The sequence below is a fragment of the Exiguobacterium sp. NPDC077395 genome, assembly GCF_050269125.1.
GTDB lineage: Bacteria > Bacillota > Bacilli > Exiguobacteriales > Exiguobacteriaceae > Exiguobacterium > Exiguobacterium aestuarii_A.
This window is the reverse complement of the sequence record NZ_JBNNHU010000001.1, coordinates 1,629,424-1,653,460: the sequence shown is the minus strand read 5'-3', so window position 1 is coordinate 1,653,460 and position 24,037 is coordinate 1,629,424. Positions and strand designations below refer to the sequence as shown.

Annotated in this window: 29 protein-coding genes; 24 read left to right on the top strand and 5 right to left on the bottom strand. The window is 47.2% G+C overall.

Features of this window, described 5'->3' with window-relative positions; translation table 11 throughout:
* Positions 1 to 9: 9 nt before the first annotated feature.
* Positions 10 to 915: a COX15/CtaA family protein gene (locus tag ACQKD4_RS08520; RefSeq protein WP_427373035.1), complete on the bottom strand. Its 906-nt coding sequence runs from the start codon at positions 913 to 915 to the stop codon at positions 10 to 12.
* A 333-nt stretch (positions 916 to 1,248) separates the two neighbouring features.
* On the opposite strand from ACQKD4_RS08520, the gene cyoE reads away from it, so the two are divergent.
* From cyoE to ACQKD4_RS08475, 9 genes are all read left to right on the top strand, one after another.
* Positions 1,249 to 2,172: a heme o synthase gene (gene cyoE / locus ACQKD4_RS08515; protein ID WP_224860586.1), complete on the top strand. Its 924-nt coding sequence runs from the start codon at positions 1,249 to 1,251 to the stop codon at positions 2,170 to 2,172.
* A 97-nt stretch (positions 2,173 to 2,269) separates the two neighbouring features.
* A complete protein-coding gene (gene coxB, locus ACQKD4_RS08510) occupies positions 2,270 to 3,247 on the top strand; it encodes a cytochrome c oxidase subunit II (protein ID WP_074035327.1) in 978 nt (325 codons plus the stop codon).
* Between the two features lie 38 nt (positions 3,248 to 3,285).
* Positions 3,286 to 5,154 (top strand): cytochrome c oxidase subunit I, encoded by a 1,869-nt coding sequence (gene ctaD / locus ACQKD4_RS08505; protein ID WP_427373287.1) that lies wholly within the window; start codon positions 3,286 to 3,288, stop codon positions 5,152 to 5,154.
* Positions 5,155 to 5,781, top strand: a complete 627-nt coding sequence (locus tag ACQKD4_RS08500; protein WP_214875353.1) for a cytochrome (ubi)quinol oxidase subunit III — start codon at positions 5,155 to 5,157, stop codon at positions 5,779 to 5,781.
* A gap of 1 nt (position 5,782) precedes the next feature.
* Positions 5,783 to 6,112: a cytochrome C oxidase subunit IV family protein gene (locus ACQKD4_RS08495; protein WP_214691743.1), complete on the top strand. Its 330-nt coding sequence runs from the start codon at positions 5,783 to 5,785 to the stop codon at positions 6,110 to 6,112.
* Between the two features lie 134 nt (positions 6,113 to 6,246).
* Positions 6,247 to 7,170: a cytochrome c oxidase assembly protein gene (locus ACQKD4_RS08490; protein ID WP_214691744.1), complete on the top strand. Its 924-nt coding sequence runs from the start codon at positions 6,247 to 6,249 to the stop codon at positions 7,168 to 7,170.
* A 23-nt stretch (positions 7,171 to 7,193) separates the two neighbouring features.
* Positions 7,194 to 7,655, top strand: a complete 462-nt coding sequence (locus ACQKD4_RS08485; RefSeq protein WP_214691745.1) for a DUF420 domain-containing protein — start codon at positions 7,194 to 7,196, stop codon at positions 7,653 to 7,655.
* A 21-nt stretch (positions 7,656 to 7,676) separates the two neighbouring features.
* A complete protein-coding gene (locus tag ACQKD4_RS08480; RefSeq protein WP_214691746.1) occupies positions 7,677 to 8,291 on the top strand; it encodes an SCO family protein in 615 nt (204 codons plus the stop codon).
* 5 nt (positions 8,292 to 8,296) lie between these two features.
* The gene (locus ACQKD4_RS08475) at positions 8,297 to 8,572 is read left to right on the top strand and encodes a hypothetical protein (RefSeq protein WP_214691747.1); all 276 of its coding nucleotides are present in this window, start codon (positions 8,297 to 8,299) and stop codon (positions 8,570 to 8,572) included.
* 56 nt (positions 8,573 to 8,628) lie between these two features.
* Here the strand turns inward: ACQKD4_RS08475 and ACQKD4_RS08470 are convergent, their stop codons facing one another.
* The 3 genes from ACQKD4_RS08470 to ACQKD4_RS08460 all read right to left on the bottom strand — a co-directional run bounded on the left by ACQKD4_RS08470 (position 8,629) and on the right by ACQKD4_RS08460 (position 10,226).
* Positions 8,629 to 8,982: a hypothetical protein gene (locus ACQKD4_RS08470; RefSeq protein ID WP_427373033.1), complete on the bottom strand. Its 354-nt coding sequence runs from the start codon at positions 8,980 to 8,982 to the stop codon at positions 8,629 to 8,631.
* A gap of 42 nt (positions 8,983 to 9,024) precedes the next feature.
* Entirely contained in the window at positions 9,025 to 9,387 is a 363-nt protein-coding gene (locus ACQKD4_RS08465) for a YugN family protein (RefSeq protein WP_015881291.1), read from the bottom strand.
* Positions 9,388 to 9,491: 104 nt separating this feature from the next.
* The gene (locus tag ACQKD4_RS08460; protein ID WP_427373032.1) at positions 9,492 to 10,226 is read right to left on the bottom strand and encodes an ATP-grasp domain-containing protein; all 735 of its coding nucleotides are present in this window, start codon (positions 10,224 to 10,226) and stop codon (positions 9,492 to 9,494) included.
* A gap of 153 nt (positions 10,227 to 10,379) precedes the next feature.
* Here ACQKD4_RS08460 and ACQKD4_RS08455 point away from each other — a divergent pair, with 153 nt between their 5' ends.
* From ACQKD4_RS08455 to ACQKD4_RS08435, 5 genes are read left to right on the top strand one after another with little or no spacing between them, the layout of a single operon-like run.
* Positions 10,380 to 10,829: a YlbF family regulator gene (locus ACQKD4_RS08455; RefSeq protein WP_015881293.1), complete on the top strand. Its 450-nt coding sequence runs from the start codon at positions 10,380 to 10,382 to the stop codon at positions 10,827 to 10,829.
* The gene (locus ACQKD4_RS08450; protein WP_143406649.1) at positions 10,813 to 11,067 is read left to right on the top strand and encodes a YlbG family protein; all 255 of its coding nucleotides are present in this window, start codon (positions 10,813 to 10,815) and stop codon (positions 11,065 to 11,067) included. The genes ACQKD4_RS08455 and ACQKD4_RS08450 overlap by 17 nt, the downstream gene beginning before the upstream one ends.
* Before the next feature lie 52 nt (positions 11,068 to 11,119).
* Positions 11,120 to 11,686: a 16S rRNA (guanine(966)-N(2))-methyltransferase RsmD gene (gene rsmD, locus ACQKD4_RS08445; protein WP_214691750.1), complete on the top strand. Its 567-nt coding sequence runs from the start codon at positions 11,120 to 11,122 to the stop codon at positions 11,684 to 11,686.
* A gap of 5 nt (positions 11,687 to 11,691) precedes the next feature.
* On the top strand, positions 11,692 to 12,186 hold the full coding sequence (coaD, locus tag ACQKD4_RS08440) for a pantetheine-phosphate adenylyltransferase (RefSeq protein ID WP_214783929.1): 495 nt from the start codon (positions 11,692 to 11,694) through the stop codon (positions 12,184 to 12,186).
* Positions 12,183 to 13,175, top strand: coding sequence for a SepM family pheromone-processing serine protease (locus ACQKD4_RS08435; RefSeq protein WP_427373031.1), 993 nt, complete (start codon positions 12,183 to 12,185; stop codon positions 13,173 to 13,175). Before coaD ends, ACQKD4_RS08435 begins: the two co-directional genes overlap by 4 nt.
* Here ACQKD4_RS08435 and ACQKD4_RS08430 read toward each other — a convergent pair.
* Positions 13,154 to 14,284 carry a tRNA(Met) cytidine acetate ligase gene (locus tag ACQKD4_RS08430; protein ID WP_427373030.1) on the bottom strand — a complete coding sequence of 377 codons (1,131 nt, stop codon included), beginning with the start codon at positions 14,282 to 14,284 and terminating at the stop codon, positions 13,154 to 13,156. The two genes, ACQKD4_RS08435 and ACQKD4_RS08430, sit on opposite strands and share 22 nt — an antisense overlap.
* A gap of 156 nt (positions 14,285 to 14,440) precedes the next feature.
* Between ACQKD4_RS08430 and ACQKD4_RS08425 the strand changes: the two genes are divergently transcribed.
* The 10 genes from ACQKD4_RS08425 to mraY all read left to right on the top strand — a co-directional run bounded on the left by ACQKD4_RS08425 (position 14,441) and on the right by mraY (position 24,027).
* Positions 14,441 to 14,968, top strand: coding sequence for a YceD family protein (locus ACQKD4_RS08425; RefSeq protein ID WP_074034907.1), 528 nt, complete (start codon positions 14,441 to 14,443; stop codon positions 14,966 to 14,968).
* A 22-nt stretch (positions 14,969 to 14,990) separates the two neighbouring features.
* Positions 14,991 to 15,164: a 50S ribosomal protein L32 gene (rpmF, locus tag ACQKD4_RS08420; protein WP_015881300.1), complete on the top strand. Its 174-nt coding sequence runs from the start codon at positions 14,991 to 14,993 to the stop codon at positions 15,162 to 15,164.
* Positions 15,165 to 15,285: 121 nt separating this feature from the next.
* The gene (locus ACQKD4_RS08415) at positions 15,286 to 16,125 is read left to right on the top strand and encodes a ketopantoate reductase family protein (RefSeq protein ID WP_427373029.1); all 840 of its coding nucleotides are present in this window, start codon (positions 15,286 to 15,288) and stop codon (positions 16,123 to 16,125) included.
* A complete protein-coding gene (locus ACQKD4_RS08410) occupies positions 16,119 to 16,478 on the top strand; it encodes a DUF3397 domain-containing protein (protein ID WP_074034903.1) in 360 nt (119 codons plus the stop codon). Before ACQKD4_RS08415 ends, ACQKD4_RS08410 begins: the two co-directional genes overlap by 7 nt.
* A gap of 24 nt (positions 16,479 to 16,502) precedes the next feature.
* Positions 16,503 to 18,059 (top strand): bacillithiol biosynthesis cysteine-adding enzyme BshC, encoded by a 1,557-nt coding sequence (gene bshC, locus ACQKD4_RS08405; protein ID WP_427373027.1) that lies wholly within the window; start codon positions 16,503 to 16,505, stop codon positions 18,057 to 18,059.
* Between the two features lie 159 nt (positions 18,060 to 18,218).
* Positions 18,219 to 19,151 (top strand): 16S rRNA (cytosine(1402)-N(4))-methyltransferase RsmH, encoded by a 933-nt coding sequence (gene rsmH, locus ACQKD4_RS08400; RefSeq protein ID WP_214745610.1) that lies wholly within the window; start codon positions 18,219 to 18,221, stop codon positions 19,149 to 19,151.
* A gap of 23 nt (positions 19,152 to 19,174) precedes the next feature.
* Positions 19,175 to 19,537 carry a cell division protein FtsL gene (gene ftsL, locus ACQKD4_RS08395; RefSeq protein ID WP_214691757.1) on the top strand — a complete coding sequence of 121 codons (363 nt, stop codon included), beginning with the start codon at positions 19,175 to 19,177 and terminating at the stop codon, positions 19,535 to 19,537.
* Complete coding sequence (locus tag ACQKD4_RS08390; protein WP_427373026.1) at positions 19,537 to 21,684, top strand: penicillin-binding protein; 2,148 nt, start codon at positions 19,537 to 19,539, stop codon at positions 21,682 to 21,684. The genes ftsL and ACQKD4_RS08390 overlap by 1 nt, the downstream gene beginning before the upstream one ends.
* Before the next feature lie 57 nt (positions 21,685 to 21,741).
* Positions 21,742 to 23,046 (top strand): UDP-N-acetylmuramoyl-tripeptide--D-alanyl-D-alanine ligase, encoded by a 1,305-nt coding sequence (locus ACQKD4_RS08385; RefSeq protein ID WP_427373024.1) that lies wholly within the window; start codon positions 21,742 to 21,744, stop codon positions 23,044 to 23,046.
* A gap of 21 nt (positions 23,047 to 23,067) precedes the next feature.
* Complete coding sequence (gene mraY / locus ACQKD4_RS08380; RefSeq protein WP_214745601.1) at positions 23,068 to 24,027, top strand: phospho-N-acetylmuramoyl-pentapeptide-transferase; 960 nt, start codon at positions 23,068 to 23,070, stop codon at positions 24,025 to 24,027.
* The last annotated feature ends 10 nt before the right edge of the window (positions 24,028 to 24,037 follow it).

The window sequence follows — 24,037 nt, the reverse complement described above, 5'->3', positions numbered from 1 at the left end:
TTTACTTACTTATCCGTTCATGTCTTTCAATTGTGAATCACTTTGTCGGTCCGTCGAACGGTACGCGTGATAAGCGAGATAGGACAGGATGCCGAAGTAACAAGTGATCAAGAAGGCATGGAGGAGCGGCACATATGTGGCATGCCCGCCGAGTACGATCCATGCGCCAGTCCCGACTTGAAGAAGAATGAAGAAAAGGGACGCCATCATGCCGCGTTCGATTAATCGATTCATCTCTTTTCGAGCAAGATAGAGGACATACAACGTGTACAAGACGAGTAGTCCAGCCATCACACGGTGACCCATTTGAACATAAGACTCAAACGTCCACACTTCTTGTTCACAAATCGGCCAACCGACACAAGCGTATGTAGCACCGAGGTGACGGACATAGGCTCCTGTGTAAACGACAATCATCGTGTAAATCGAAAGACCGTAAAGGTGGGCTCTCAACCGTCTCGATACGACTTTATGCTCTCGGTCACCTTCGAATAACAGAATCGTCAAAATGAGTAGCGATGCGAACGAGACGAGAGAAATCCCGAAGTGAAGGGCCAAGATGGCATCTGATTGTTGCCAAATAACCGCCCCTGCTCCGATGATCGATTGGATGAGCATAAAGATAAATGCAAGAAACGCAAAGATTTTTACATCGACACGATGTTTGACCGCGATGAACGTCCAAATGGCGAGTGCGATGATCAAGAGACCTTCGATTCCCGAGACGACGCGGTGACTGTACTCGATCATCGTCTCAACACTTGGATTGGTCGGAATCAACTTACCGTGACAGAGTGGCCAGTCTGTTCCACAACCATCCCCTGAGTCTGTCTTCGTCACGGTTCCACCCATGATGAGGACAAGCATCATTCCGAGGGTGACAAACCCTGAGAAAAACGCGAGTTTTTTATGCATGCAATACCACCTGCTTCTAATCAAAATCCGTTAAAAATGTACCTTGTTTATTTATATTTTTTTCGCCATACTTATTATACGGCTTTCCGTTCAAAAAACGAAATGGAAAAGCTTGCAATCGTTATCAAAAACGTTATTCTAATATTAGTAAGGCACATAAGGTGTGACAAATATCACACTATTGACACAAAAAACTCGCTATTTTACAAGCATAAAGGGCGTATTTTATAAAAAAATATGGTATCTTTGTAGAGAGTTAAGTGTATTTTGTTCATATTGTGTTTTTTCTGTGAAGAGAATGCGAGGATTTCGTGATTATGTGGGGGGGTCAGTATGACAAAAGTCAACCCAGGAATGACTGTAGATGTAGAATATACAGAGTCAACGTCATTCCGAGATTACGTCGCCTTAGCGAAAATGGGAATCGTTCGCGCCAACTTGATGTTGGTGTTTGCAGGTTTCTTCGTGGCAGCGACGTATCAGAGCGATACGCCAGTCCTTTATTTGTTTGAAGTTTGGCCACAGCTCTTATTAACGATGTTAGGAAGCGCACTCGTGATTTCGGGGAGTTGTTACCTAAACAACTTTGTGGACCGAGATATCGATTACTTAATGGATCGTACGGACAATCGACCGAGTGTAAACGGCAAGATTTCAGGGGAGAAGATTTTACTCCTCGGATTGACACAACTTGCGTTAGGAACTCTGTTATTGCTCCTTGTATCGTACGTCGCCGCTGTATTCGGTTTAATCGGGGCATTTTTTTATGTCGTGATTTATACGATGTGGCTGAAGCGTACGAGTACGCTCAATACGGTCGTCGGTAGTATTTCAGGAGCCGTTCCACCGCTCATCGGTTGGGCAGCGCTCGACCCAGCACTTCATATCGATGCGTGGCTCATGTTTCTTGTCATGTTCTTATGGCAACCACCTCACTTCCTAGCGCTCGCTATGCGACGCACAGAAGAGTATCGAGCGGCAGGCATTCCGATGCTTCCGGTCGTGAACGGATTTGCCATCACAAAACGGCAGATCATCTGGTGGATTGCGACGCTGATTCCGGCATCGCTCTTATTTATGCACTATGGTCTTGTTTACTTGACAGTCGCAGCCGGTTTAGGGGGCTACTGGTTGTATCTCGGATTGAAAGGATTCAATGCCGAGGATGAAATTAAGTGGGCAAACAAAATGTTCTTCTATTCATTAATTTATTTAGTCGTGTGGATTATCGCGCTGATTTTGACAGCACTCTGGTGATCGCACTCACTATATAGAAAACCATTACACATCATTTTGGGAGAAAGTGGGGATTGTTGTGAAATCATTTAAGAAGCTTCTGTTTGGCATCGTCCCGATGATGATGTTCGCAGTCCTGTTGTCAGGTTGCGGTCAAGAGGGATTGTCTGCATTGAAGCCGATGGGAGAAGGCGCTGAGCTTCAGCTCCGCATCATTCTCATCAGTTTGGCGATCATGCTCTTCGTACTCATCATCGTATCGGTCATTTACGTGTACGTGCTCATGAAGTTCCGTCGGAAAGATGAATCGATTCCGAAGCAAGTTGAAGGTAGCAGTACACTTGAGATGATTTGGACAGTCGTTCCGATTATCCTTCTCATCATTCTCGCTGTTCCGACAATCACGACGACTGTCGAACTCGCGAAAGCGAAAGAAGCGAAAAAAGAAGAAGAAATCAACGTTACAGCAAACTTGTACTGGTGGGAATTTGAGTATCCAGAAGCAGGTGTCGTGACAGGTCAAGAACTCGTCATCCCAGTTGGGAAACGAGTCGGCATCAACTTGACATCAAAAGATGTCATTCACTCATTCTGGGTACCGGCTTTATCTGGTAAAACAGATACAAACCCAGGACTTGATAACGAAATGTGGTTACATGCAAATGAACCAGGTACTTACTACGGGAAATGTGCAGAGCTTTGCGGTCCGTCACATGCCCTTATGGACTTTAAAGTCATCGCGCTCGAGCAAGAAGAATATGATCAATGGCTCGCTGATATGAAAGCTAAGCAAGACGAGAACGGTGAGAAACTCGTCGCAGACAACACGAACTTGACGACAGGTGAAGAAGTGTATGTTCAAAGCTGCTTGAGCTGTCACGGCGGCGGTAAAGTTGCACCAAGTTTAACGAACTTCGGCGATCGCGAATGGCTCGCAGGTTACCTCGAAAACAACGAGGACAACTTGAAAGAGTGGATTCGTAACCCGCAAGATAAGAAACAAGGGGCTCTCATGCCAGGTTTCAATGAAGGTCAAATCAGCAACGAAGAATTAGACGCACTCGTTGACTTCTTGTATGAGCAGAAGATTGACTAACGGGAAAAGGGGGATTTCACGTGGCACAGACCACTGCAATGCAGCAATCGCGTAAATACAATGGCATCATGGATTGGATTACGACGGTTGACCACAAAAAAATCGGTATTTTGTATTTGTTCTCAGGAATCTTCTTCCTCCTTCTCGGTGGAATTGAAGCATTACTGATTCGTTGGCAACTCGTTACACCAATGAACGATTTCGTCAGCGGTGAAACGTTTAACCAATTGATTACGATGCACGGGACGACGATGATCTTCCTAGCGGCGATGCCGATGCTATTCGGTTTCATGAACGCCGTCGTACCACTTCAAATCGGGGCACGCGACGTCGCGTTCCCATTCATTAACTCATTAGGTTTTTGGTTGTTCTTCTTCGGTGGGGTCATGCTTAACTTGAGCTGGTTCTTCGGAGCAGCACCGAACGCAGGGTGGACAGCTTACGCTCCACTTTCGACACAACCGGAAGCAACAGGGGTCGACTTCTACGCCCTCGGTCTTCAGATTTCAGGTTTCGGTTCATTGATGGCCGGGATTAACTTCCTCGTCACCATCTTGAACATGCGTGCGCCAGGTATGAAGCTCATGCGCATGCCGCTCTTCACATGGACGACTTTCGTTGCATCGGCATTGATCGTCTTCGCATTCCCGCCACTTACGGTCGGATTGTTCATGTTGATGTTCGAACGACTCTTCGGAGCCGCATACTTCGACCCAGCACTCGGTGGGAACGTTGTCATCTGGGAACACCTTTTCTGGATCTTCGGTCACCCGGAAGTATACATTTTGATCTTACCGGCATTCGGTATTTTCTCGGAAATCATTCCAACATTTGCGCGTAAACGCCTCTTCGGTTACACGACGATGGTCTTCGCGACAATGCTTATCGGTTTCCTTGGATTCATGGTTTGGGTTCACCACATGTTCACAGTCGGTCTCGGTCCAGTTGCGAACTCAATCTTCGCTGTTGCGACGATGGCGATCGCCGTACCGACCGGTGTTAAAATCTTTAACTGGCTCTTCACTCTGTGGGGCGGTCAAATTAAATTCAACGTGGCGATGCTTTACTCAGTCGCGTTTATTCCTTCATTCCTCGTTGGTGGGATGACAGGGGTTATGCTTTCAGTTGCACCAGCTGACTACCAGTACCACGACAGCTACTTTGTTGTCGCTCACTTCCACTACGTTATCGTAGGTGGGGTTGTATATGGTCTCTTCGCAGGTCTTTACTACTGGTTCCCACTCATGTTCGGTAAAGCCCTTTCTGAAAAGCTTGGATACTGGCAGTTCTGGTTGTTCTTTATCGGGTTCCACTTGACGTTCTTCCCGCAACATTTCCTCGGATTGTTCGGTATGCCACGTCGAGTCTTCACATACCTCGGTGGTCAAGGTTGGGATACACTTAACATGCTTTCGACAGCCGGAGCATTCTTCATGGGTGTATCAACGATTATCTTGCTCATCGCTGTCGTGAAAGCATTCTTGTCAAAAGAACGCGTCAAACCAGATCACTGGGGAGACGGACGTACGCTTGAGTGGACACTTCCTGTTCCGACTCCAGAGTACAACTTTGCACAAACGCCACTCGTTAAAGGACTTGATACGTTCTGGCTCGAGAAAATGGCAGGAAACAAACGCGTGTCAGTCGCTGAAGAAGTTTCGGACATCCACATGCCGAACAACTCGCTCATTCCGTTCTTCATGTCACTCGGCCTCTTTATCGCAGGACTTGGAGCAATCTTCCACTTGGATAACGCAGTCGTCGGTTGGTCATTAATCGGATTTGGATTAGCGATGACGTTCGTCTCGATGTTCCTACGTTCTTGGATTGACGATCACGGCTACTACATTCCGAAGTCACAAGTCGAAGCAGACTTGAAAGCGATTCGTGAGAAAGGAGAACAATAAATGGCACATGCAGTTGAAAAACACCCAGTGACCGGTATCCCGGCCAATCCAGAGAAAGCAACGCTGGAAGGGAAAAATAAATATGTGGCCTTCTGGTTCTTCCTTGGTGGAGAGACAGTCCTCTTCGCCTCGCTCTTTGGAACGTACGTTGGTCTCTTGAACTCTGGTGCGCCAGAGGAGTTACGCTCGTATAACATTTTTGAAATGGAGCTCGTCTTCATCATGACGATGCTCCTCCTCACAAGTTCACTGACAAGTGTCCTTGCGATGATGAGTATGAAAGCAAACAATCCAGGGCGTATGAAGCTTTGGTTGATTGTGACGCTCCTTCTTGGTGCAGGATTCCTTGGTGCTGAGATTTACGAGTTCATTCACTACTACCACATCGGTCACACGTTCACGTCGAGCGCATTCGGTTCAGCCTTCTACACGTTGGTCGGCTTCCACGGCGCGCACGTTACGTTCGGTCTCCTTTGGATCACGACACTCTTGATTCGTAACTGGAACCGTCCGATCGATGTGTACAACGCACCGAAGTTTTATGTATCAAGCCTTTACTGGCACTTCATCGATGTTGTTTGGGTCTTCATCTTCTCAATCGTCTACCTCTTAGGGATGGTGAACTAATATGGAAAAACGAGCAATGAACGAATCGCACAAACAATTAGAGCTTGAAGTAAAAGCAGAATCGAAGCGCGAGTATCAACTTCAGTTGATCAGCTTCGCCATGATGATTTTACTCACGTTCGTGGCATTCGGTGCCGTCTATGCGGAACTGATGCCAGTCTGGGCAGCAGGTGGTTTCTTAATCATCTTGGCGGTCATTCAAGTCTTCCTACAGTTGTATATTTTCATGCATATGAATAACCGTGGGAACACATGGATCGTCGGTATGATGTGGTTAGGCATCTTCGTCGCCATCATCACGGTCGCGGCACTACGCTTACTCATTTGGTAATTGTGACAAAGGATTGAACATCTGTGGAAACACGGATGATTCGGTCCTTTTTCCTTTACTTCAAAAATGAATGAATAGTAATCTTGAAGTGAACGGTTTCAAAGGTTAGGGAGAGAAAGAAAAGGGGTGAACGGATGCTCTGGAATACGTCGGAGCTGCTCAATCAATTTGATTGGCTCACGTTATGGAGTCCGCTGTTCGGATTGCTCATGGTCGGGATTTATGTGTTATACGCCGTCGTGACAGAGAGAATGGCGAAGCGAGGATATGCCTCGACCACGTTATTACAAAAGTTTAGTATGTTGTTTGCGATTGTCTTGTATTATATCGGTTTCGGAAGTCCAATCGATGTGTTGGCACATATCATTTTATCGGTGCATATGTTCCAAATGGTGCTCGTCTATATTTTGGCACCCGCACTCGTCGTTTATGGTCTACCGTACTGGGTGTTTGAAAAAGTACTTAGCTTTAAATTCATTGGGCCAACGTTTAAGTTTTTAACAAAGCCACTCATCGCGCTCATTTTATTCAACGCATTGTTCTCGATTTATCACATGCCGGTCGTATTTGACTATGTCTTGACGAACTATGGCGTACACCGCATCTTCCACGGTGCATTAGTCGTCTTTAGTTTGACGATGTGGTACCCGGTCATCGTTCCGCTAGTGACGGACGAAGAGGAAGGTATGTCCGACTTAAAACGAATGGTGTATATCATCGCCAACGGAGTGTTGTTAACACCAGCCTGTGCGCTCATCATCTTCAGTCAAACGACGCTATATAACGCGTATACGGACCCGGAGACGTTCGCTAGGGTACTTGGATACTGTCTACCGAATGGGGACGTGTCGGGGATTAACTTAGAGGCGCTCATGGGAGCGACGAACAGTGCACTCGAAGATCAACGGTTCGGTGGCGTCTTGATGAAACTTGGTCAAGAGATCGTCTACGGCTTCTTCTTCGGCTGGACGTTCTTCGGTTGGGTACGCCGTACGAAATCGCTTGCGCTCGATGAAGGCATGTCTTTCACTCCGCAAGAAACAAATGAGAAAAATTAAACAGAACAAAAGGGGAAACATTGATGAACTATCTTGCCTTAATTAGTGTGTCATTCATCGTCATCAGTGCGATTCTTGTCGCCATCGGATGGGTGATCATCGCAAAAGACCGTAGCAACATCGAAAAACATAAGAAAGTGATGACGGCGGCCGCGATTGCAGCGACGACGTTCTTTATCCTTTACGTCTCACGCACGATTTTTGTCGGGAATACGGCATTCGGCGGACCGGATTCTGTCAAACCGTTCTATCTCGGCTTTATGATCTTCCATATCCTACTCGCGACTACAGGTGGTGTCCTTGGATTGATCACCTTGTATCTCGGTTATAAAAACAAGATTGAGAAACACCGTAAAATCGGACCGAAAGCATCAGTGATTTGGTTCTTCACAGCGATCACAGGTGTGACGGTTTATATCCTTCTCTATGTGGCTTATGACCCGGGTGAAACGACGAACGTATTCCGCGCAATAATCGGAGGATGATCCATAGAGAGGGAGAGTTGTATGAAACGGAATAGCTATATGACGGTCGGTTTGACCGTCCTAACGCTCGTTGTCATCGGAGTAGCCGTGTATTTTATATTCTTTAACGAAGATGACTTGCCGGTCATCCAAGAGCCAACCCCGTTCACATTGACGAACGCATTAAATGATGAGACATACAATTCCGATAATGGAAAAGTAAAAATTGTCACATTCTTTTATACGAACTGCCCTGATATTTGTCCGCTCACGCTACGTGATTTTATGAAGCTTGAGAAAGAGTTGAAGGCAGAGAATCTATACGGTTCAGACGTAGAGCTCGTCGCTATCACGGTCGACCCGAAAGTGGACACGGTCCCTGTACTCAAAAACTACGGGGAAGCGTTCCAGGCGGAGCCAAACGGATGGAAGATGTTGACGGGTGACCAGGTCGACATTGACCGAATCACACGACAGCTGCAATTTTATTATTCGAAGGCGAACAGCGGGCTTGTGACGCATGCGACGACGATGTACGTCATCGACCGTCATCATGATGTTCGTGCCGTCGCTCAGATGGCGACAGCAGGGGATGAACCCGTTGATATCGAATCTATCATGGAGGACGTTAAAGTACTCGCGAATGAAAAGGAGTGATCACCATGAACGATACGATGGCTGTGATTGGGAATGACTATTCATACGGAGACGTGACGATCGCGGAACGGGCGATTGAGGATTTGATCGCATGTAGCGCCATTGAGTTCGGCTTAAAAGAAGTGAAAGTCGTATCTCGATCGAAAGACCATTATGATTATCAAATCATTGCATCTTTACCACTCGTCGAGGCGGAGCGCTTGTATCGCTACGTTCGAGACCAATTTGATTTATTGCTCGGTCAGGTCGATGTGACGCTGACCATCATTGCGACCAATTAATATAAGCCCACAGAAGCGAATTTGCTTCTGTGGGCTTTGTTTTATAATCGTATTTTTTAGTGAGCTTGATAAAGGATTAATATCCTATTTTTTTGTGGATCATGAAAAAGTTCTGCGAAGAAGCAATATCCATTTTCAAAGTCATCTAAATCTGCTTCATTGGAAAGTACGATGTGTGTCCTGAATGACTCGTTCCATTGGGATCGGATATTGCTGATTGCTTGAGGCTCTAATAAATCTCTATCTTTCATTTGATAAGTTGAGATATAAAGAGTCTGGATTGATTCAGAAAAAATCATTTGTTCCAATTCATGAATTGAATCAGGAAGATGAATCATTTTTAACTGGATGCGTGATGCTCCGATGCATAACCGGTTACTCTCTTTTTCAAGATAGATTGAATTCTTCAAGGCTGTGAACCTCCGATATAGCCCAAAAAGAAACCCCTTTGCTTATGCAAGGGGTTTGACTTCTAGTGTTTCTGCGAGTGCCTTCAGGCGACGTTCGCAGTCGCGGACGATTTCTTCTGGGAAGACTTCATCGTATTCAACACCGTGTGGATAATAATGCTTCCCTAAAATTGGTGTGAGCATTTTAACTACAGCGTGACGATCTTCGATTTGACCTTCAATAGCGTATACAGGTAAGCGAAGATAGAATGTTTCGCCAGTCGATTGTTTCTCATATTTCATATCATACGTGGCACGCTCATAATCCCAAGCACCTTCACGGATGAAATGATGATGATCCATGATCGTCTCGAGCAAACCAAAACGGATTTCTTTTCCCTCGATGTGGAACTGCTCAAATTTCATCATAATCCCCCTTTTCGAATAAACCTCATATGTCATCATACCATATTCAAAAACGTTCTTGGAATAACGTGTGTTCAAATTGTGAAAAAAAGATGAACGATTGATCAGCTAAATGTAGATAAATATTCTTCGATTTTTTGAGGGAGTTTTACCCCGAGTGGGAGCAGTCCTTCCGAACCGAAAAAGACGTTGAACTCCAAGATATAGAATCCTTCTTCCGTCACGATAACGTCAAACGCCGCGTGATTGATGTGCAACGTATTCGCAATCGTTTGAACTTCTTTGACGACGTCTTCCGGAATGTCTTCGTACGAGAAGTTAGCTCCTTGGGCGACGTTATTCAAAAACGCCTCACTGACGCGCCAATACGCACCGACGACTTCTTCACCAATGATGATGACTCGTAAGTCGCGATCATTTGGGATGAACTCTTGGACGTAGAACGTATCGTGATTTTCGACATATTCTAACCAGTCTTGATCGTTCTTAATCAACCATACCCCTTGTCCCATAGAGGATTTGGCTTTTTTGGCGACGAACGGGTATTGGAACTCTTCCAACACGCGTTCAATCGTGTATGGATTTTTTCCGTAGATGAGCGTCTTCGGAATACGGTGAGGGTACGTCGCTTTAAAGGCACGTGTCATCTCGATTTTGTCGTGCCCGAGATGATATGTCGCAGGAGACGGAAAAATGGCTTTGTTCATCCCGTAAATGATGGAATTGACCATCCAGTACTCGGGGAACAAAACGAGTTCAGCTTCGCGTACTTTATCGAGTTGATCATAATAATATTCAGGCTTCGCATAATCCGTCTTGATTCCGGCTGATCGAATCATATTAAAAGAAACTTTTTTCATATACAGACGCACTGGGTACGTCTATTCACTTCCTTTCTACATTGAACGCCTTGCGGTCAACTTCAATTATAGTGTGGATTGCTTACATAGGGAAACAATTGTGGTAAAATCATGGCAGAAAGGGTGAGGGGTATGATAATCACTGAACAGACGATTGCCCTGCTCGATCAAACTGAAGAATTGACCGATTTGATTGAAGCAAGCGAATCGTTTCAAACATATATTCAAACGAAAGCGGCACGTCTCGCATCACAAGAAGCGAAGGAAATCGAGCGCGAGTTCCTAAAGATGAAAGAGGACTATGAATACGTCCAGCGGTTCGGGAAGCACCATCCGGACCACGACCGCATCAAAAAAGAGATGCATCTTATCAAACGTCGTCTTGACGTCCAACCGGAAATCGCTGCGTTCAAAAAGGCGGAACGAAGCTTGGATAAGTTGTTAGGGGAAGTGAGTGAACTGTTGGCTCATTCGGTCTCTCCTAAAATCAAGGTCCCGACTGGTAATCCATTCTTTGACGAAGGTGGATGTTCCGGCGGTGGCAGTTGCGGAGGAGGCGGAAGTTGTGGATGCGCCGTCTAAGTTGAATGAACGGATTGGCTTCGTCGTATACGTGAATTCCTTGAAACAAGTGAAAGCGTTAAGACGTTATGCGAATCTGTACTTTGTCTCAAAACGAGAGAAGTATGCGTTTCTTTATACAGACCTTGAAGGTCATGAAGCCGTACTCGAACAAGTAAAGGCATTGCCGTTCGTGGAAGCGGTCGTTCGTAGCGAGCGTCCATTCATTTCCGAAACGTACGAGACAAAATCGAAATAAACAAAAAGATGAAGGTGGCATCACCTTCATCTTTTCTGCTGGAGGGAAAGACATGCGTGTCATATCTGGAGAACGAAAAGGGACCCGTTTAAAGGCGGTCCCAGGAACGGCTACGCGGCCGACAACAGATAAAGTAAAGGAATCGTTATTCAATATCATCGGACCCTACTTTTCTGGTGGGAAAGCGTTAGACCTCTATGCGGGCAGCGGTGGACTTGGGATCGAGGCGTTGTCGAGAGGGTGTGACGAAGCAGTGTTTGTCGACCGTCAACCGAAAGCCGTGCAAACGATTCAAGAAAACTTGCGGGCGACCCATTATGAAAAGAAGGCGAACGTGTATCGTCAAGACGCCAAGGCGGTGCTCGAACAGCTTCGCGCACAGAAGGAACAGTTTAAGCTGATCTTTATGGATCCCCCGTATCATGCGGAAGAGCACGAGGCTTTCTTACGTTTGATTGATGAAGCTGACATGTTGATCGACGTTGGTGTCATCGTCTGTGAACACGGGAGTGACGTGACATTGCCGGAGCGTATCGGACGACTTGAACGAATTAAAGAACAGCGATACTCAGAGGTGATCACCATCAGCTTTTATGAGTATGCATCGATTGAGGAGTGAAACAAATGAAGCGGATTGCGATTTGTCCGGGGAGCTTTGACCCGATCACAAATGGACATTTAGACATTATCGAACGAGCGGCGGCCATCTTTGACGAAGTCATTGTCGCCGTCCTTGAAAATTCCAGCAAGGCCCCACTGTTTGATGTGGAAGAACGATTAGGACTCATACGTGAGGTGACGACACATCTTCCGAACGTGTCGGCTGACGCGTTCGGTGGACTTCTCGTCGAATATGCTGCAGAGCGAGAAGCGGCAACGATTGTACGTGGATTACGGGCCGTATCTGATTTTGAATACGAACTTCAAATCGCATCAATCAACAAGAAGTTGAATGAGAACGTAGAGACGCTATTCATGATGACGAACAGTCAATACTCGTTCCTCAGCTCATCCATCGTGAAAGAAGTAGCGAAATATGGTGCATCAGTCAGTGAGCTCGTCCCAGAGCAAGTCGAAGTCGCGTTACGTAAAAAGTACCAAGTGAGTTCGGGACAATGAAATCATTAAAAATCGGGCTTGGTCTGCTCGTCACCGTTCTTCTATTTCTCTTCGTTCCGCTCCCTTATTACATCTCATCACCTGGTGCGGCGACGTCGATTGAAGAGTTCCTGACCGTCGAAGGTGGCGAAAAGGATGAAGGGGAACTGATGATGGTGACCATTTCACAACGGAGAGCGACACCGTTTTGGCTAGTAGAGAGTTGGGTCACACCGTTCACAGAAGCCAATTTATCTAGTCGTTATTTATATGATGGAGAAAGTGAGGCAGACTACGACAGACGTCAACAACTCTTGATGGACTCCTCTCAACAAGCGGCAATCCAATATGCATATGAGCTCGCTGGCGAAGAAGTGACGGTCGATTTTGAAGGGATTTACGTCTCTGCGCCGATTTCGGGTTCTCTCGCCGCCAACATCTTAAAGCCGGGCGATGTCATTACGGCAATCGACGGCATGTCTTTTGCGACACGTATGGACTTTTTAAATCGGGTGATGGAATCGGATGCCGGTGATGAAGTCGAGTTGACGATCGAGCGAGACGGGGAGGAGCGTATCGTGCAGACGCTCATTCAACCGATTGACCAAAGTGGTGACCGCGTCGGGATCGGTATATATGAGCCACTCCCTGTCCAGGAAATCACAGCAGACCCTAAAGTCGATGTCGCTTTGACGAATGTCGGGGGACCGTCCGCAGGATTGATGTTCACGTTAGAAATTTATGACCAGCTGACGCCGGGCGATTTGGCGAACGGAAAGCGAATCGCTGGCACGGGAACCGTCGATGAAGAAGGAAATGTCGGACCAATCGGAGGCGCGTGGCAAAAGATTGTCGCAGCGGAAGAGGAAGGGGCCGAAGTCTTTTTCGTCCCGGCCGGTTCCAATTATGAGGAAGCGCTTGAATCGCGCGACCGTCTCGACAGTGACATAGAAGTCGTCCCCGTCAAGACGGTCGAAGATGCAATCCGTTATTTAGAAGAGATGAACTGAGGTCGCTGGCGGTGTTCAATCAATGTGTCGTTATGAAGCGGCAGTCGATACGCCTCAGTGACACGAGCTTCAAAATCGAGCCGTTCATCGTACTTACCGATGAGCGGCAATTCTTGTTTCACATCCCGTAATGCCAAACGGCCGATGTCATTAAACGCGAGCGGTCTCACGTAGGGGACATCATCAAAACGAGTCGGTGCTTCTTCTTTTAACCAGTGCAGAAGAATGGACACGAACGCTCGTTGAATCGATGTGCGTGTATAGCGACGTGTCGAAACGGATGTGAGGGCATGTTCAAACGATGTTTCGAATCCGGCTCGTTTAAGGCGAGGTGCGAGGGAAGCGTCAATACCGACGAGCTCGCTCAACGTATGGAGCGGTAACGTCCTGAGTTTGTATTGTAAGACGGTCCAATACAGTTCCCAATGCGTCATCGATTGCGATTGGAACATCACTTCTGTCGATGCCGGGACGGCACGAACTTCACCCGTTTCTAGGTAATGGGCCCGGATGCCAGTGGCCGACATGACGTCTGTGAGTGAGGTGTCGTGATAATCTGCCCCGAGACGCTTGACCGTATGTAACTGAATCGTCTTCGCTGCTTTAGCGTAATGATACGCCAAAATATTATTAGGACGTGTCAAATCAAACGACGGGTAGACGGTACGGAAAGCCCGACTCGAAGCTTGCGCCGACGAGTGACCCTCTTGTAGCGCTTGATGGAGTGCCTCTTTATATAGAGGTGTCTCTTCAACATTGGACTGTGCTGCATGAAGGATGGCGTCGACATCACCACTTTCGCTTCCGAACGATAGCGTTTGGCATCGGAGTTGTTCGGCGATTGAGACGGCGGACATGGCGAAGCGATCCGCCCGTTGTACTCCATACTTGGTCGGTAGTTCGACGACGAGATCGATTGCCCCGCTCTCGACGGCCGCTCTTGCCCGTTTCCACTTATCGAATGATGCTGGTTCTCCTCGTTGAGTGAACTGGGCACTCATGATGGCAATCATGGCATCAGCCCCGGTTTCTTGACGTGCGGTTTGCGCTTGATAATAGTGCCCGTTGTGAAACGGATTGTACTCTGCGATAATGGCCGTCTTTTGCATGATTTACTCCTTTGCATTGTCGTATGGATTGGTGTAAGATGAGTAAGTACGCTTTGGCAAAGCGCCGTCGTCAACTGATTTTAGTGTAAAGAAAAAACATTGACAAAACAAGTTGGCCTATCTATAATTCATATTGTTGCAATTGAGGTGATTCGGATGAAATGGTCTATTGCACAGCTACTTAAGCTCCGAAACCAGGGTGACGGTTTTACGATCGATGAGATGGTAGAACTACCAGAGCTAACTCAGCTCCATCCGGATATCCGTTCGATTCGCCCGGTGCATGTGCACGGGGATGCATCGTTCACATCTAATCAAGTTACATTCAATCTGAAGATTCAAGGTGATTTGACGTTGCCAGATGCGCGAACGTTAGAAGATGTCACTTATGAATTTGATATTGAATCGCTCGAGCCTTTCTTTTTGGAGAATGGGCGTTATACGGAGCAATTCGATGACGTGAATTTGCCAGAAGGAAATACAATCAGTCTTGTACCGATTGTAAAAGAGCTCATCATGTTAGACGTCCCGATGCAAGTTTACGGGAACGAAACAGACAAAACTCAGGTTGAAGGAGAAGGCTGGACGCTCACTGACGAACAGCCGGACGCTCAACCAAAAATTGACCCGCGATTCGCGGGACTGGCCGACCTGTTCTCGAAAAAAGAGAACGAGGAAGGTTAACTTTTCAAGGAGGTGGACAACGATGGCAGTACCATTCCGTAGAACGTCGAAAACTCGCAAACGTCTTCGTCGTACTCACTTCAAACTCAACGTACCTGGTATGAACGAGTGCCCGAACTGTGGCGAAATGAAACTTTCACACCGTGTTTGCAAATCTTGCGGACATTACAACGGTAAAGAAGTAACAAGCAAATAATGCGAGAAGAAGTGATCTGATATCAGGTCACTTCTTTTTTTGTTTGTCATTTTTGGGTCATGGCGAGAAGATGTGGTAAACTTTTTGTGCGAAAATAGTTCTATTCAGGAGGAAAGCATGTATGAACTCCATTAAACGCATTGGCATCATCGGGAACGGGGCGGTCGGACTATTGATGGCGTCCTTGCTCGCTGATGATTATGAGGTGACGATATACGGACGAAGCGAATCACCTGAAAAGATTTTAATCTCTCGGACAGGTGTGACGAGTGGGTCAGCATATGTATCGCTACAATCTAGTGCAACATTAGAAGAGACTGACCAAGATCTCTTTTTTGTCACGACGAAAGCTCACCACGTCGAACAGGCGACGGCACGACTCTCTGGAGCGGTTCCAGTCTTCATTTGCTCGAACGGGATTGCCCATCTAGATTATGCGAAACAACGTGGTTTTCATTTAGGTGTCGTCGAACACGGGGTGACGAAACAGGGAAACACCATCGAACATCGTGGACTCGGACGTATTCGAATCGGGAGTATGACAGGCCTCCTTCCGATCACACTTCAAGATAGCCCCCTTCAGGTCATCTGGGAAGAAGACATCGAACAAGTCGTGATCGAAAAGCTATTTGCGAATGCCATCATCAATCCCATTACAGCACTATGCCGTGTTCCGAATGGGTCGCTCGTAAACGCGCCATATCGTGAAATTGCGCATTCTATCTACGAGGAACTAACGCCACTATTCTCAAAGCGTGTTTCGTATACGTATATCGAGTCGATCATCGAACGCACTGCCGAGAATCGTTCTTCCATGTTGCGTGATCTTGAGGAAGGTCGAACGACAGAAGTGGATGCGATTTTAAAACCAGTGATCGAGAAAGCCGAACAAATGAAGATTTCACTTACAGTTATCCCACTGCTACATAAACTGATTATAGGAGCGAACGCATCGTGTTAGTGTATATCGTTTCATTTCCACTCATCTTATGGTTTATGGTGTATATGATACTTAGAAAAATTATGCCGAAATCAATCAACTCATTCAAACTCGCCTGTGATGCCGGGGTCGTTCTCTGGTTCTATGCATGTGGCGTTTTACTGGAGGCCATCTTCGGGACGGAAGTGTTTCTTCTGTTGCTTGCGGCGTGTTGCGCCATCTTTCCGATCAATGCGATCTGGCAGCGGATTCGTTATGAGGAAGTGTTGTTCACGAAGATGTTCGTTCACGGCTGGCGCTTGCTCTTTTTAATCCTAGTCCCGACGCATGCGATTTTATTTGCGATCGGCGTGGCCCAAGAAATGATTCGTTGATTGATTGAAAGGAAGTTGTTATACGTGAAGGTAGAAGCATTTGATGCCCTATACGCACCCACATCCCCGATGATACAAATTGAAGAAGGGTACGGGCGCTGGCTCGATTATCAAGGTATGGATGAAGTCGAGAAGCGCGCAACGGAGATTGCAGGACGTTCTTACGACCATCTCCATGAACTCGTCCACATTTTAAAACAGCAGCAACGGCAGTTCGGGGAACTATCGGAACGTCTATCAGCGAATCTCGATTTGCTCGAACAGCGTGAAGCATACGTCATGGTGACCGGGCAACAAGTCGGCGTATACGGAGGTCCTCTATTCGCTGTATACAAATTGCTAGCGGTCATCAAACGAGCGAAAGAGGCGGAAGCGAAGCTCGGCAAACCGGTCCTTCCGATTTTTTGGATGGCGACGGAAGATCATGACTTCGCGGAAATCAATCATGTCTTCACGACCCAGACGTTTTCGAGAATCTTAAAAAAAGATGCATTATCCACGCTTCCGCTAGCAGGAAAAGCATCTGTAGGGGAGCTTGAGTTCGACCGAGTGAAACTTGAGCTGGTACAAATGGCGCAGCGGATGTTGTTGAACGAGACGGAGACGCCACATACATTACGTCTGTATCAGGAGCTGATTGAACTCATTCAAGAAAGTCATTCGTTCGCGCAGTTTTTCGGAGGGATGATGCGCCGTTTCGTAGGGAACGACTTTTTATTGTTTGACCCGCACGCGAGTGACGTCCGCGCACTTGAACGTCCGATGTTCCGTCGACTGATTGAACAACATGACGCATTCCAACAAGCGCTTGAACATGCCTTTGAAGACGGCATGCCATCCGTCGAGTTGAATAAAGAGGCAGCACATCTCTTTTACCATGACGGGACGCGTGAACTGCTCACAAAAACCGACTCGGTGTACACGACGAAACGTGGGCATCGATTCACGGAGACCGAATTGCTCAATGAGATCGAGGCACACCCGGAACGCTTTTCAAACAACGTCGTCTCTCGACCGCTCATGCAAGACTATTTGTTTCCGACGCTCGGCTATGTCGCTGGTCCTGGGGAAATCGCCTATTGGCTACAACTCCGTCCGTTATTCCACGAGCTTGGATGGAAAATGCCGCTACTGTTACCTCGTCTCGGTGGTTTAATCGTCTCGAGTAACGATGAAAAGAAATTACGACAAGAAGGCGTCACACTTGAGGAATATATGAAGCGCCCACTACCAGATCATCCATTTGATGATGAGGCGTTTGAAGCGAAGCTGTATGCGTATCGGACACTCACGGAGGCGGTCAGCCAGGAAGCCCGCAGTCACGGCAGACGATTTGAGACGAAGTCGAGACACGTTCTCGAACGGTTGGCAGATGAGATGCGTGCCGAGGCAAAACGTGACCAATATCGATTGAACGCGCGACGTATTCAGCTTTCGACTCGACTCTTCCCGATGAATGCACCTCAGGAGCGTATTTTATCGATGGTTCCAATGTTGAATCGTCATGGTCTCGACGTTTTTGAGCGGATGAAGCACGTTTATGAGCAATCGGAAGCGGAGCGATGTTTGTTCAAGGTATAACCTTTTTTTGAACAGCTCTTGACATTTGTCAGGAGCTTTTTTTTGTTGTTACCTTTTTGTTTCCTCTTTTCGCTAAAAACCTGTACGGACCTTGACATTTTTATGATAAAGTAAGTGTAATAAAACAGTTGAAATATGTAGGTTGAGAGGGTTTTTTGAATGTTTGAGCATGAAACGGTTTTAAAAATGGAGTCCATTGAAGGATTGAACATCAAACCAGATGGTATATATGTGGACTGTACGTTAGGTGGAGCGGGTCATAGTGAAGAAATCGCCAAGCGTCTAACGACGGGACAACTATATGCGTTCGACCAAGATGACGTCGCGCTCGCGCATGCGAAAGAGCGATTGGCTCCTTATGAAGGCCGTGTGACGTTTATAAAGAGCAACTTCGTTCACTTGAAAGAAGAACTCGCCCAACATGGCGTGACAAAAGTGGACGGCGTACTATTCGACCTAGGCGTTTCTTCGCCACAGCTTGATGAGGCAGAACGTGGATTCAGTTACAATTACGACGCGCCGCTCGATATGAGAATGGATCGCTCGCGAGAGTTTTCAGCTTATCATGTTGTGAATGAATGGTCGTTTGGAGAACTTGCTCGTATTTTCTTTACATACGGGGAGGAAAAGTTTTCAAAACAAATCGCACGAAAGATTGAGCAAGCCCGTGCCGATAAACCGATTGAGACGACGTTTGAGCTTGTCGACTTGATTAAAGAAGCGATTCCTGCACCAGCAAGACGCAAAGGCGGTCATCCAGCGAAACGAACGTTCCAAGCGATTCGAATCGCCGTCAATGACGAGTTGAACGTATTCGACCGTGCCGTACAAGATGCGATTGATTTACTCGCAGTGAACGGACGCATCTGTGTCATTACATTCCATTCGTTAGAAGACCGAATTTGTAAACAAGTGTTTAAAGAACGGAGCCAACACCCGCCGTTACCACCAGGATTGCCGGTCATCCCGAAAGAGTTCGAACCAGAACTCAAGTTGATCACACGCAAACCAATCGTGGCGAGTGAAGGAGAACTCGAAGATAACCGTCGTTCACGCTCGGCAAAACTGAGAGTGGCCGAAAAACAAAAATAATCACTTTGTAGGAGGGATACCTGATGCCAGAAGCTGCCCGTAAGGCGTTGCAGCCTCAAGTTACACCGAATCGAAATCCGATTCCGCAAGAACGACCAATACCTGCTCCAAAACGACGCACGTTGACCTTGTTTGAATCGATCCTGTATCCAGTGATGATTGGTTCAGTGGTCATGTTCGGTGGCATCACGGTGTCAAAACACAACGAAGCGTATAACATTATGCGTGATACGGCAGCCGTCAACCAGCAGGTAAATGGGGTTGCAAAAGAAAACGAAGAACTAAAGTATGAAATCGCCCAACTAAGCTCGCCAGAACGAATTTACGCGATTGCCGAGAAGCTCGGAATGAAATTCAATGAGAAGAACGTCAAGGTGATTGATTGATGAATTCTTTACAACAGAGTAAAAAAAGAGTGGCGTGGGTAGCGATTGTCTGCTTCACCCCGCTCTTTTTATTTTTTGTCGGATGGTTTCTTTACTTGTCTGTCACGCATACATATAAAGGTGAGAATATGTTGGCGTTCGCTGAAGAGCAGCGATGGAAGGCAGTCAGTACGTTAGAAGCCGAACGAGGCGAAGTGTACGACCGTTTTGGTCAACCGATTGCCATCAACATTCCATCGTATCGACTTGTCGCCGTGTTAAAACTTGGCGGCGAACGGGTCGAAGGAAAAACGCTCATGCCAAACGAATTTGAAGAAGCCGCGAAACAACTCGCGACCGTGCTTCCGATGGCAGAAGCCGATATTTTAAAGCGACTTGAGCAAAATGTCGACCGCGGCCAAATCGAGTTCGGTGTTCCGGGGCGTGATTTGACCGTTGAACAAAAAGAAGAGATCGAAGCGTTCGAACTTCCGGGTATCACATTCGTCGAAGAACCGAAACGTTACTACCCGAATAAAGTATTCGCATCTTCGGTCATCGGTTATGCGCAAAAGATTGACCAAAATGGTCGAATCGAGCTCGTCGGTGAACTCGGGATCGAAAAATCGCTCAACGATATTTTAAGTGAGTCGTATGGCTTGTATCGATTCGAAAAAGATTTGGCAGGACGTGAGCTCGTCTCGAGCGACGAACAATTAAAAATCGAGCCAGAAGACGGCGCGGACGTCCAACTGACGATTGATCATCGGATTCAACAGCTGCTCGAGACGAAGATGAATGAGTTATATGAGGAGTATGAACCGAAAAATGCGACGGCCATCATCATGGATCCGAAAACAGGGGAAATCATCGCCTTATCGGACCGTCCATCTTTTGACCCGAATACGCGTGAGATTTCCTCATACAGCAACTTCTCGGTCTCGTCTCGCTTTGAGCCAGGGTCGACGATGAAAATTTTCACGTTGGCGGCTGCAATCAACGAGGGCGTATATAACCCGAACGAGTTGTACAAGTCAGGATCATACAAATACGGTAAGACGGTATTCAATGATTACAACATAACCGGATGGGGTACGATTCCTATGGTAGAAGGCGTCTGGCACTCGTCGAACGTCGCGTTCTCAATCTTAGCGAACGAACGACTCGGTCTCAGTCGCTATGAAGATTACTTCAAAGCGTTCAAGTTCGATCAACGGACCGGAATTGATTTACCTGGCGAGGTGAATAGTCAATTCGACTTTGAGAGTCCGATGAACGTCTTAATTACAGCTTGGGGACAATCGACCGCGGTGACACCGATGCAAATCTTGCAGGCGACATCTGCGATTGCAACGGACGGCACCATGAAACAACCGCACGTCATTAAGAAGATTGTCAATAGTGAGACGGGCGAAACGATTCGGACGACGAATCCGAAAGTGGTCGGTCAACCGATTACCGCAGAGACTGCGAAAAAGACGCGTGAAGCACTTGACGGTGTCGTCAATAGCGATGTGGGGACAGGCCAATTGTATGCGTTAGATAACTATCAAGTGGTCGGGAAGACGGGTACCGCCCAAATCGCTGAGAACGGAAAGTATTTGAGCGGACAGTACATTCACTCATTCGTCGGGATGGCACCGGAAGACGATCCGGAACTCGTCATGTATATCGCAGTCGATCGTCCGAACAGTGACTCATCGACAACGGGACCACGCATCATGGCGCCACTCTTCAAAGATGTGATGGATGTCGCGTTACGATACCGGAGTGTCGAACCTGAAAAACAAGAAAAAACAGTCGATGCCTCGACGAAGACGACGACATCGTACATCGGTAAAAACCGTGAAGATGTCGTAAAAGAGGCGACTGACAGCTCTTTCAATCCGATTGTCTTAGGTGACGGGGATGAAGTGACGGCTCAAAGTCCTGTAAAAGGACAATCTTATGTCGTCGGTGAGCGACTGTTGCTAAAAACGAGTAATTCGTTTACGATGCCAACATTAAAAGGGTGGTCGTTACGAGATGTAAAACGTTTAGCGACGCTCTATCAATTAAATTTAGAAATCGATGGTACCGGATTTGTCACATCGCAATCGATTGGCAAAGGGAAACCTGTCAAGACGGGAGCCTCCTTGAAAGTGAAATTGGAGACACCATCGAATTAACGCACGAGATGAAGAGGGCTGCGGCTCTCTTTTCCTATGTATGAGGAGGAAGTTTGTATGGAACAATTGACAGTTCAAAAATTAGCGTCTTGGTTTGGGATCGACGTGGAAGACAATCGTCTCGTCGAACGCGTCGCCACAGATTCGAGAGATGAGAATGGCGCAGGACTATTTGTCCCGATCGTCGGTGCACGTGTTGACGGTCATGACTACATCGAAGCAGCGATTGAGAAAGGGGCCATCGTCACGTTTTGGGAAGAAGGTCGCCCTCAACCGGACAATGTGTTCGTCATCCCGGTCAAATCGACGGTTGACGCCTTGCAAACGGCAGCTGCACGCTATTTAGAGGAAATCAATCCACTCGTGGTCGCCATTACCGGTTCAAACGGAAAAACGTCTACGAAAGATATGATTGCCGTCGTACTTGAAGAAAAATTCAAGACGCACAAGACAGCTGGAAACTTCAACTCGGACGTTGGTTTACCGCTTACCGTCCTTCGCATGCCGCGCGACACGGAAGTGGCCGTGTTAGAGATGGGCATGAACGGATTCGGTCAAATCGAGCAATTGTCGAAACTTGCCAAACCGGATGTGGCATTTGTCACGAACATCGGTGAGTCACATGGTGAACAAGTCGGCGGGCGCTCAGGTATCGCGAAAGCGAAGCTTGAAATCAAGGCTGGTCTGAAACCGGACGGACGATTGATCGTCGATGCGGACGAGCCGCTTCTTGCCGGTCAAGGCTATCGAGTCGGATACGATGAGACGGCGGACGGGAAAATCGAAGTGGTCGAGACGACGTTTGACGCATCCATCTTTAAATACAATGGTGACTTGTACGAACTGAAGGTGCTCGGTGCCCATCAAATCCGAAACGCGGCTTATGCGATTGCGTGCGGTCTCGAGTTCGGACTCGATCATGCGATGATTCAACGTGGTCTTGCCCGTATCAAACTGACGACGATGCGAATGGAGAAGCAGATGTTCGGTGAAGCGCATCTCATCAACGATGCATATAATGCAAGCCCGACATCGATGATTGCGGCAATCGAAACAGTCAAGTCACTCGAAGGCTTCTCGAAGCGCGTGCTCGTCCTTGGAGATATGTATGAGCTCGGAGCGGATGAACAAGCCCAGCACACACAAGTGGGCGGCGTCGTGACATCTCCTGTGACGGATTGTATTCTCGTCGGTGAAAAGGCGAAATGGATTGCGGATGGGATTGAAGACACGCGTGTGAACGTCACATCTGTCCCGACCGTGGAGGAAGCGAAAGCGCTCCTTCATCGTTATCAACGACCGGATACTGTGGTATTGTTAAAGGCATCTCGAGGACTGGCGCTTGAGCGTCTCGTTCAATAAATAGAGTAGTGAGGTAGCAACATGTTAATTAGTTTAATCGTCTTAATCAGTGCATTATTAAGTGTATTAATCGTCATGCCGCGAGCTATTCCGGCATTGCGTCAGTTAAAATTTGGACAAGAGATTCGTGATGAAGGTCCAGGCTGGCACCAGAAGAAATCGGGAACACCGACGATGGGCGGAATTGTGATCTTGCTCGCCATCTTAGTCGGTTTCATCGTATCTGTCATCTTCGGGGAAGCGGTCGCCGGATTCGGGACACTTCTATTCGTAACGATGGCGTTCGGGGTAATCGGCTTTTTAGATGACTATATTAAAGTCGTCAATAAACGAAACCTCGGGTTGACGTCACTTCAGAAGTTGATTGGTCAAATTGTCGTATCCGTTCTGTTCGCCTGGTTCCTATCACTTGGTGGAGAGCTCGATACATCGATCTCGATTCCATTCACATCGATTTCATTTGAGACGGGTTGGTTCTATATCGCCATCGTCATCTTCTGGCTCGTCGGCTTCTCAAATGCCGTCAACTTGACGGACGGTCTTGACGGTCTCGTCTCGTTCTCAGCGATTCCAACGTTCACGTTCTTTGGGATCTATGCGCTCGCACAAGATGAACTTGGAATTGCCTGGTTCGCATTCGCCGTCGTCGGCGCATTAATCGGGTTCCTCGTTTTCAATAAATATCCGGCGAAAATTTTCATGGGCGATACGGGTTCACTCGCATTAGGTGGAGCCGTTGCAGGACTAGCGCTCATGTTGAAACTTGAGTTGCTCCTCGTCTTCGTCGGGATCATCTTTGTCATCGAGACATTGAGCGTCATCTTGCAAGTTCTTTCATTCAAAACGACAGGGAAGCGCATCTTCAAAATGAGCCCGATTCATCACCACTTCGAAATGGTCGGTTGGTCGGAATGGCGAATCGTTCTTACTTTCGGTGGAATCAGTTTAATTACAGCAGGTTTATCATTACTACTCATGTAAAAGGGTGAGA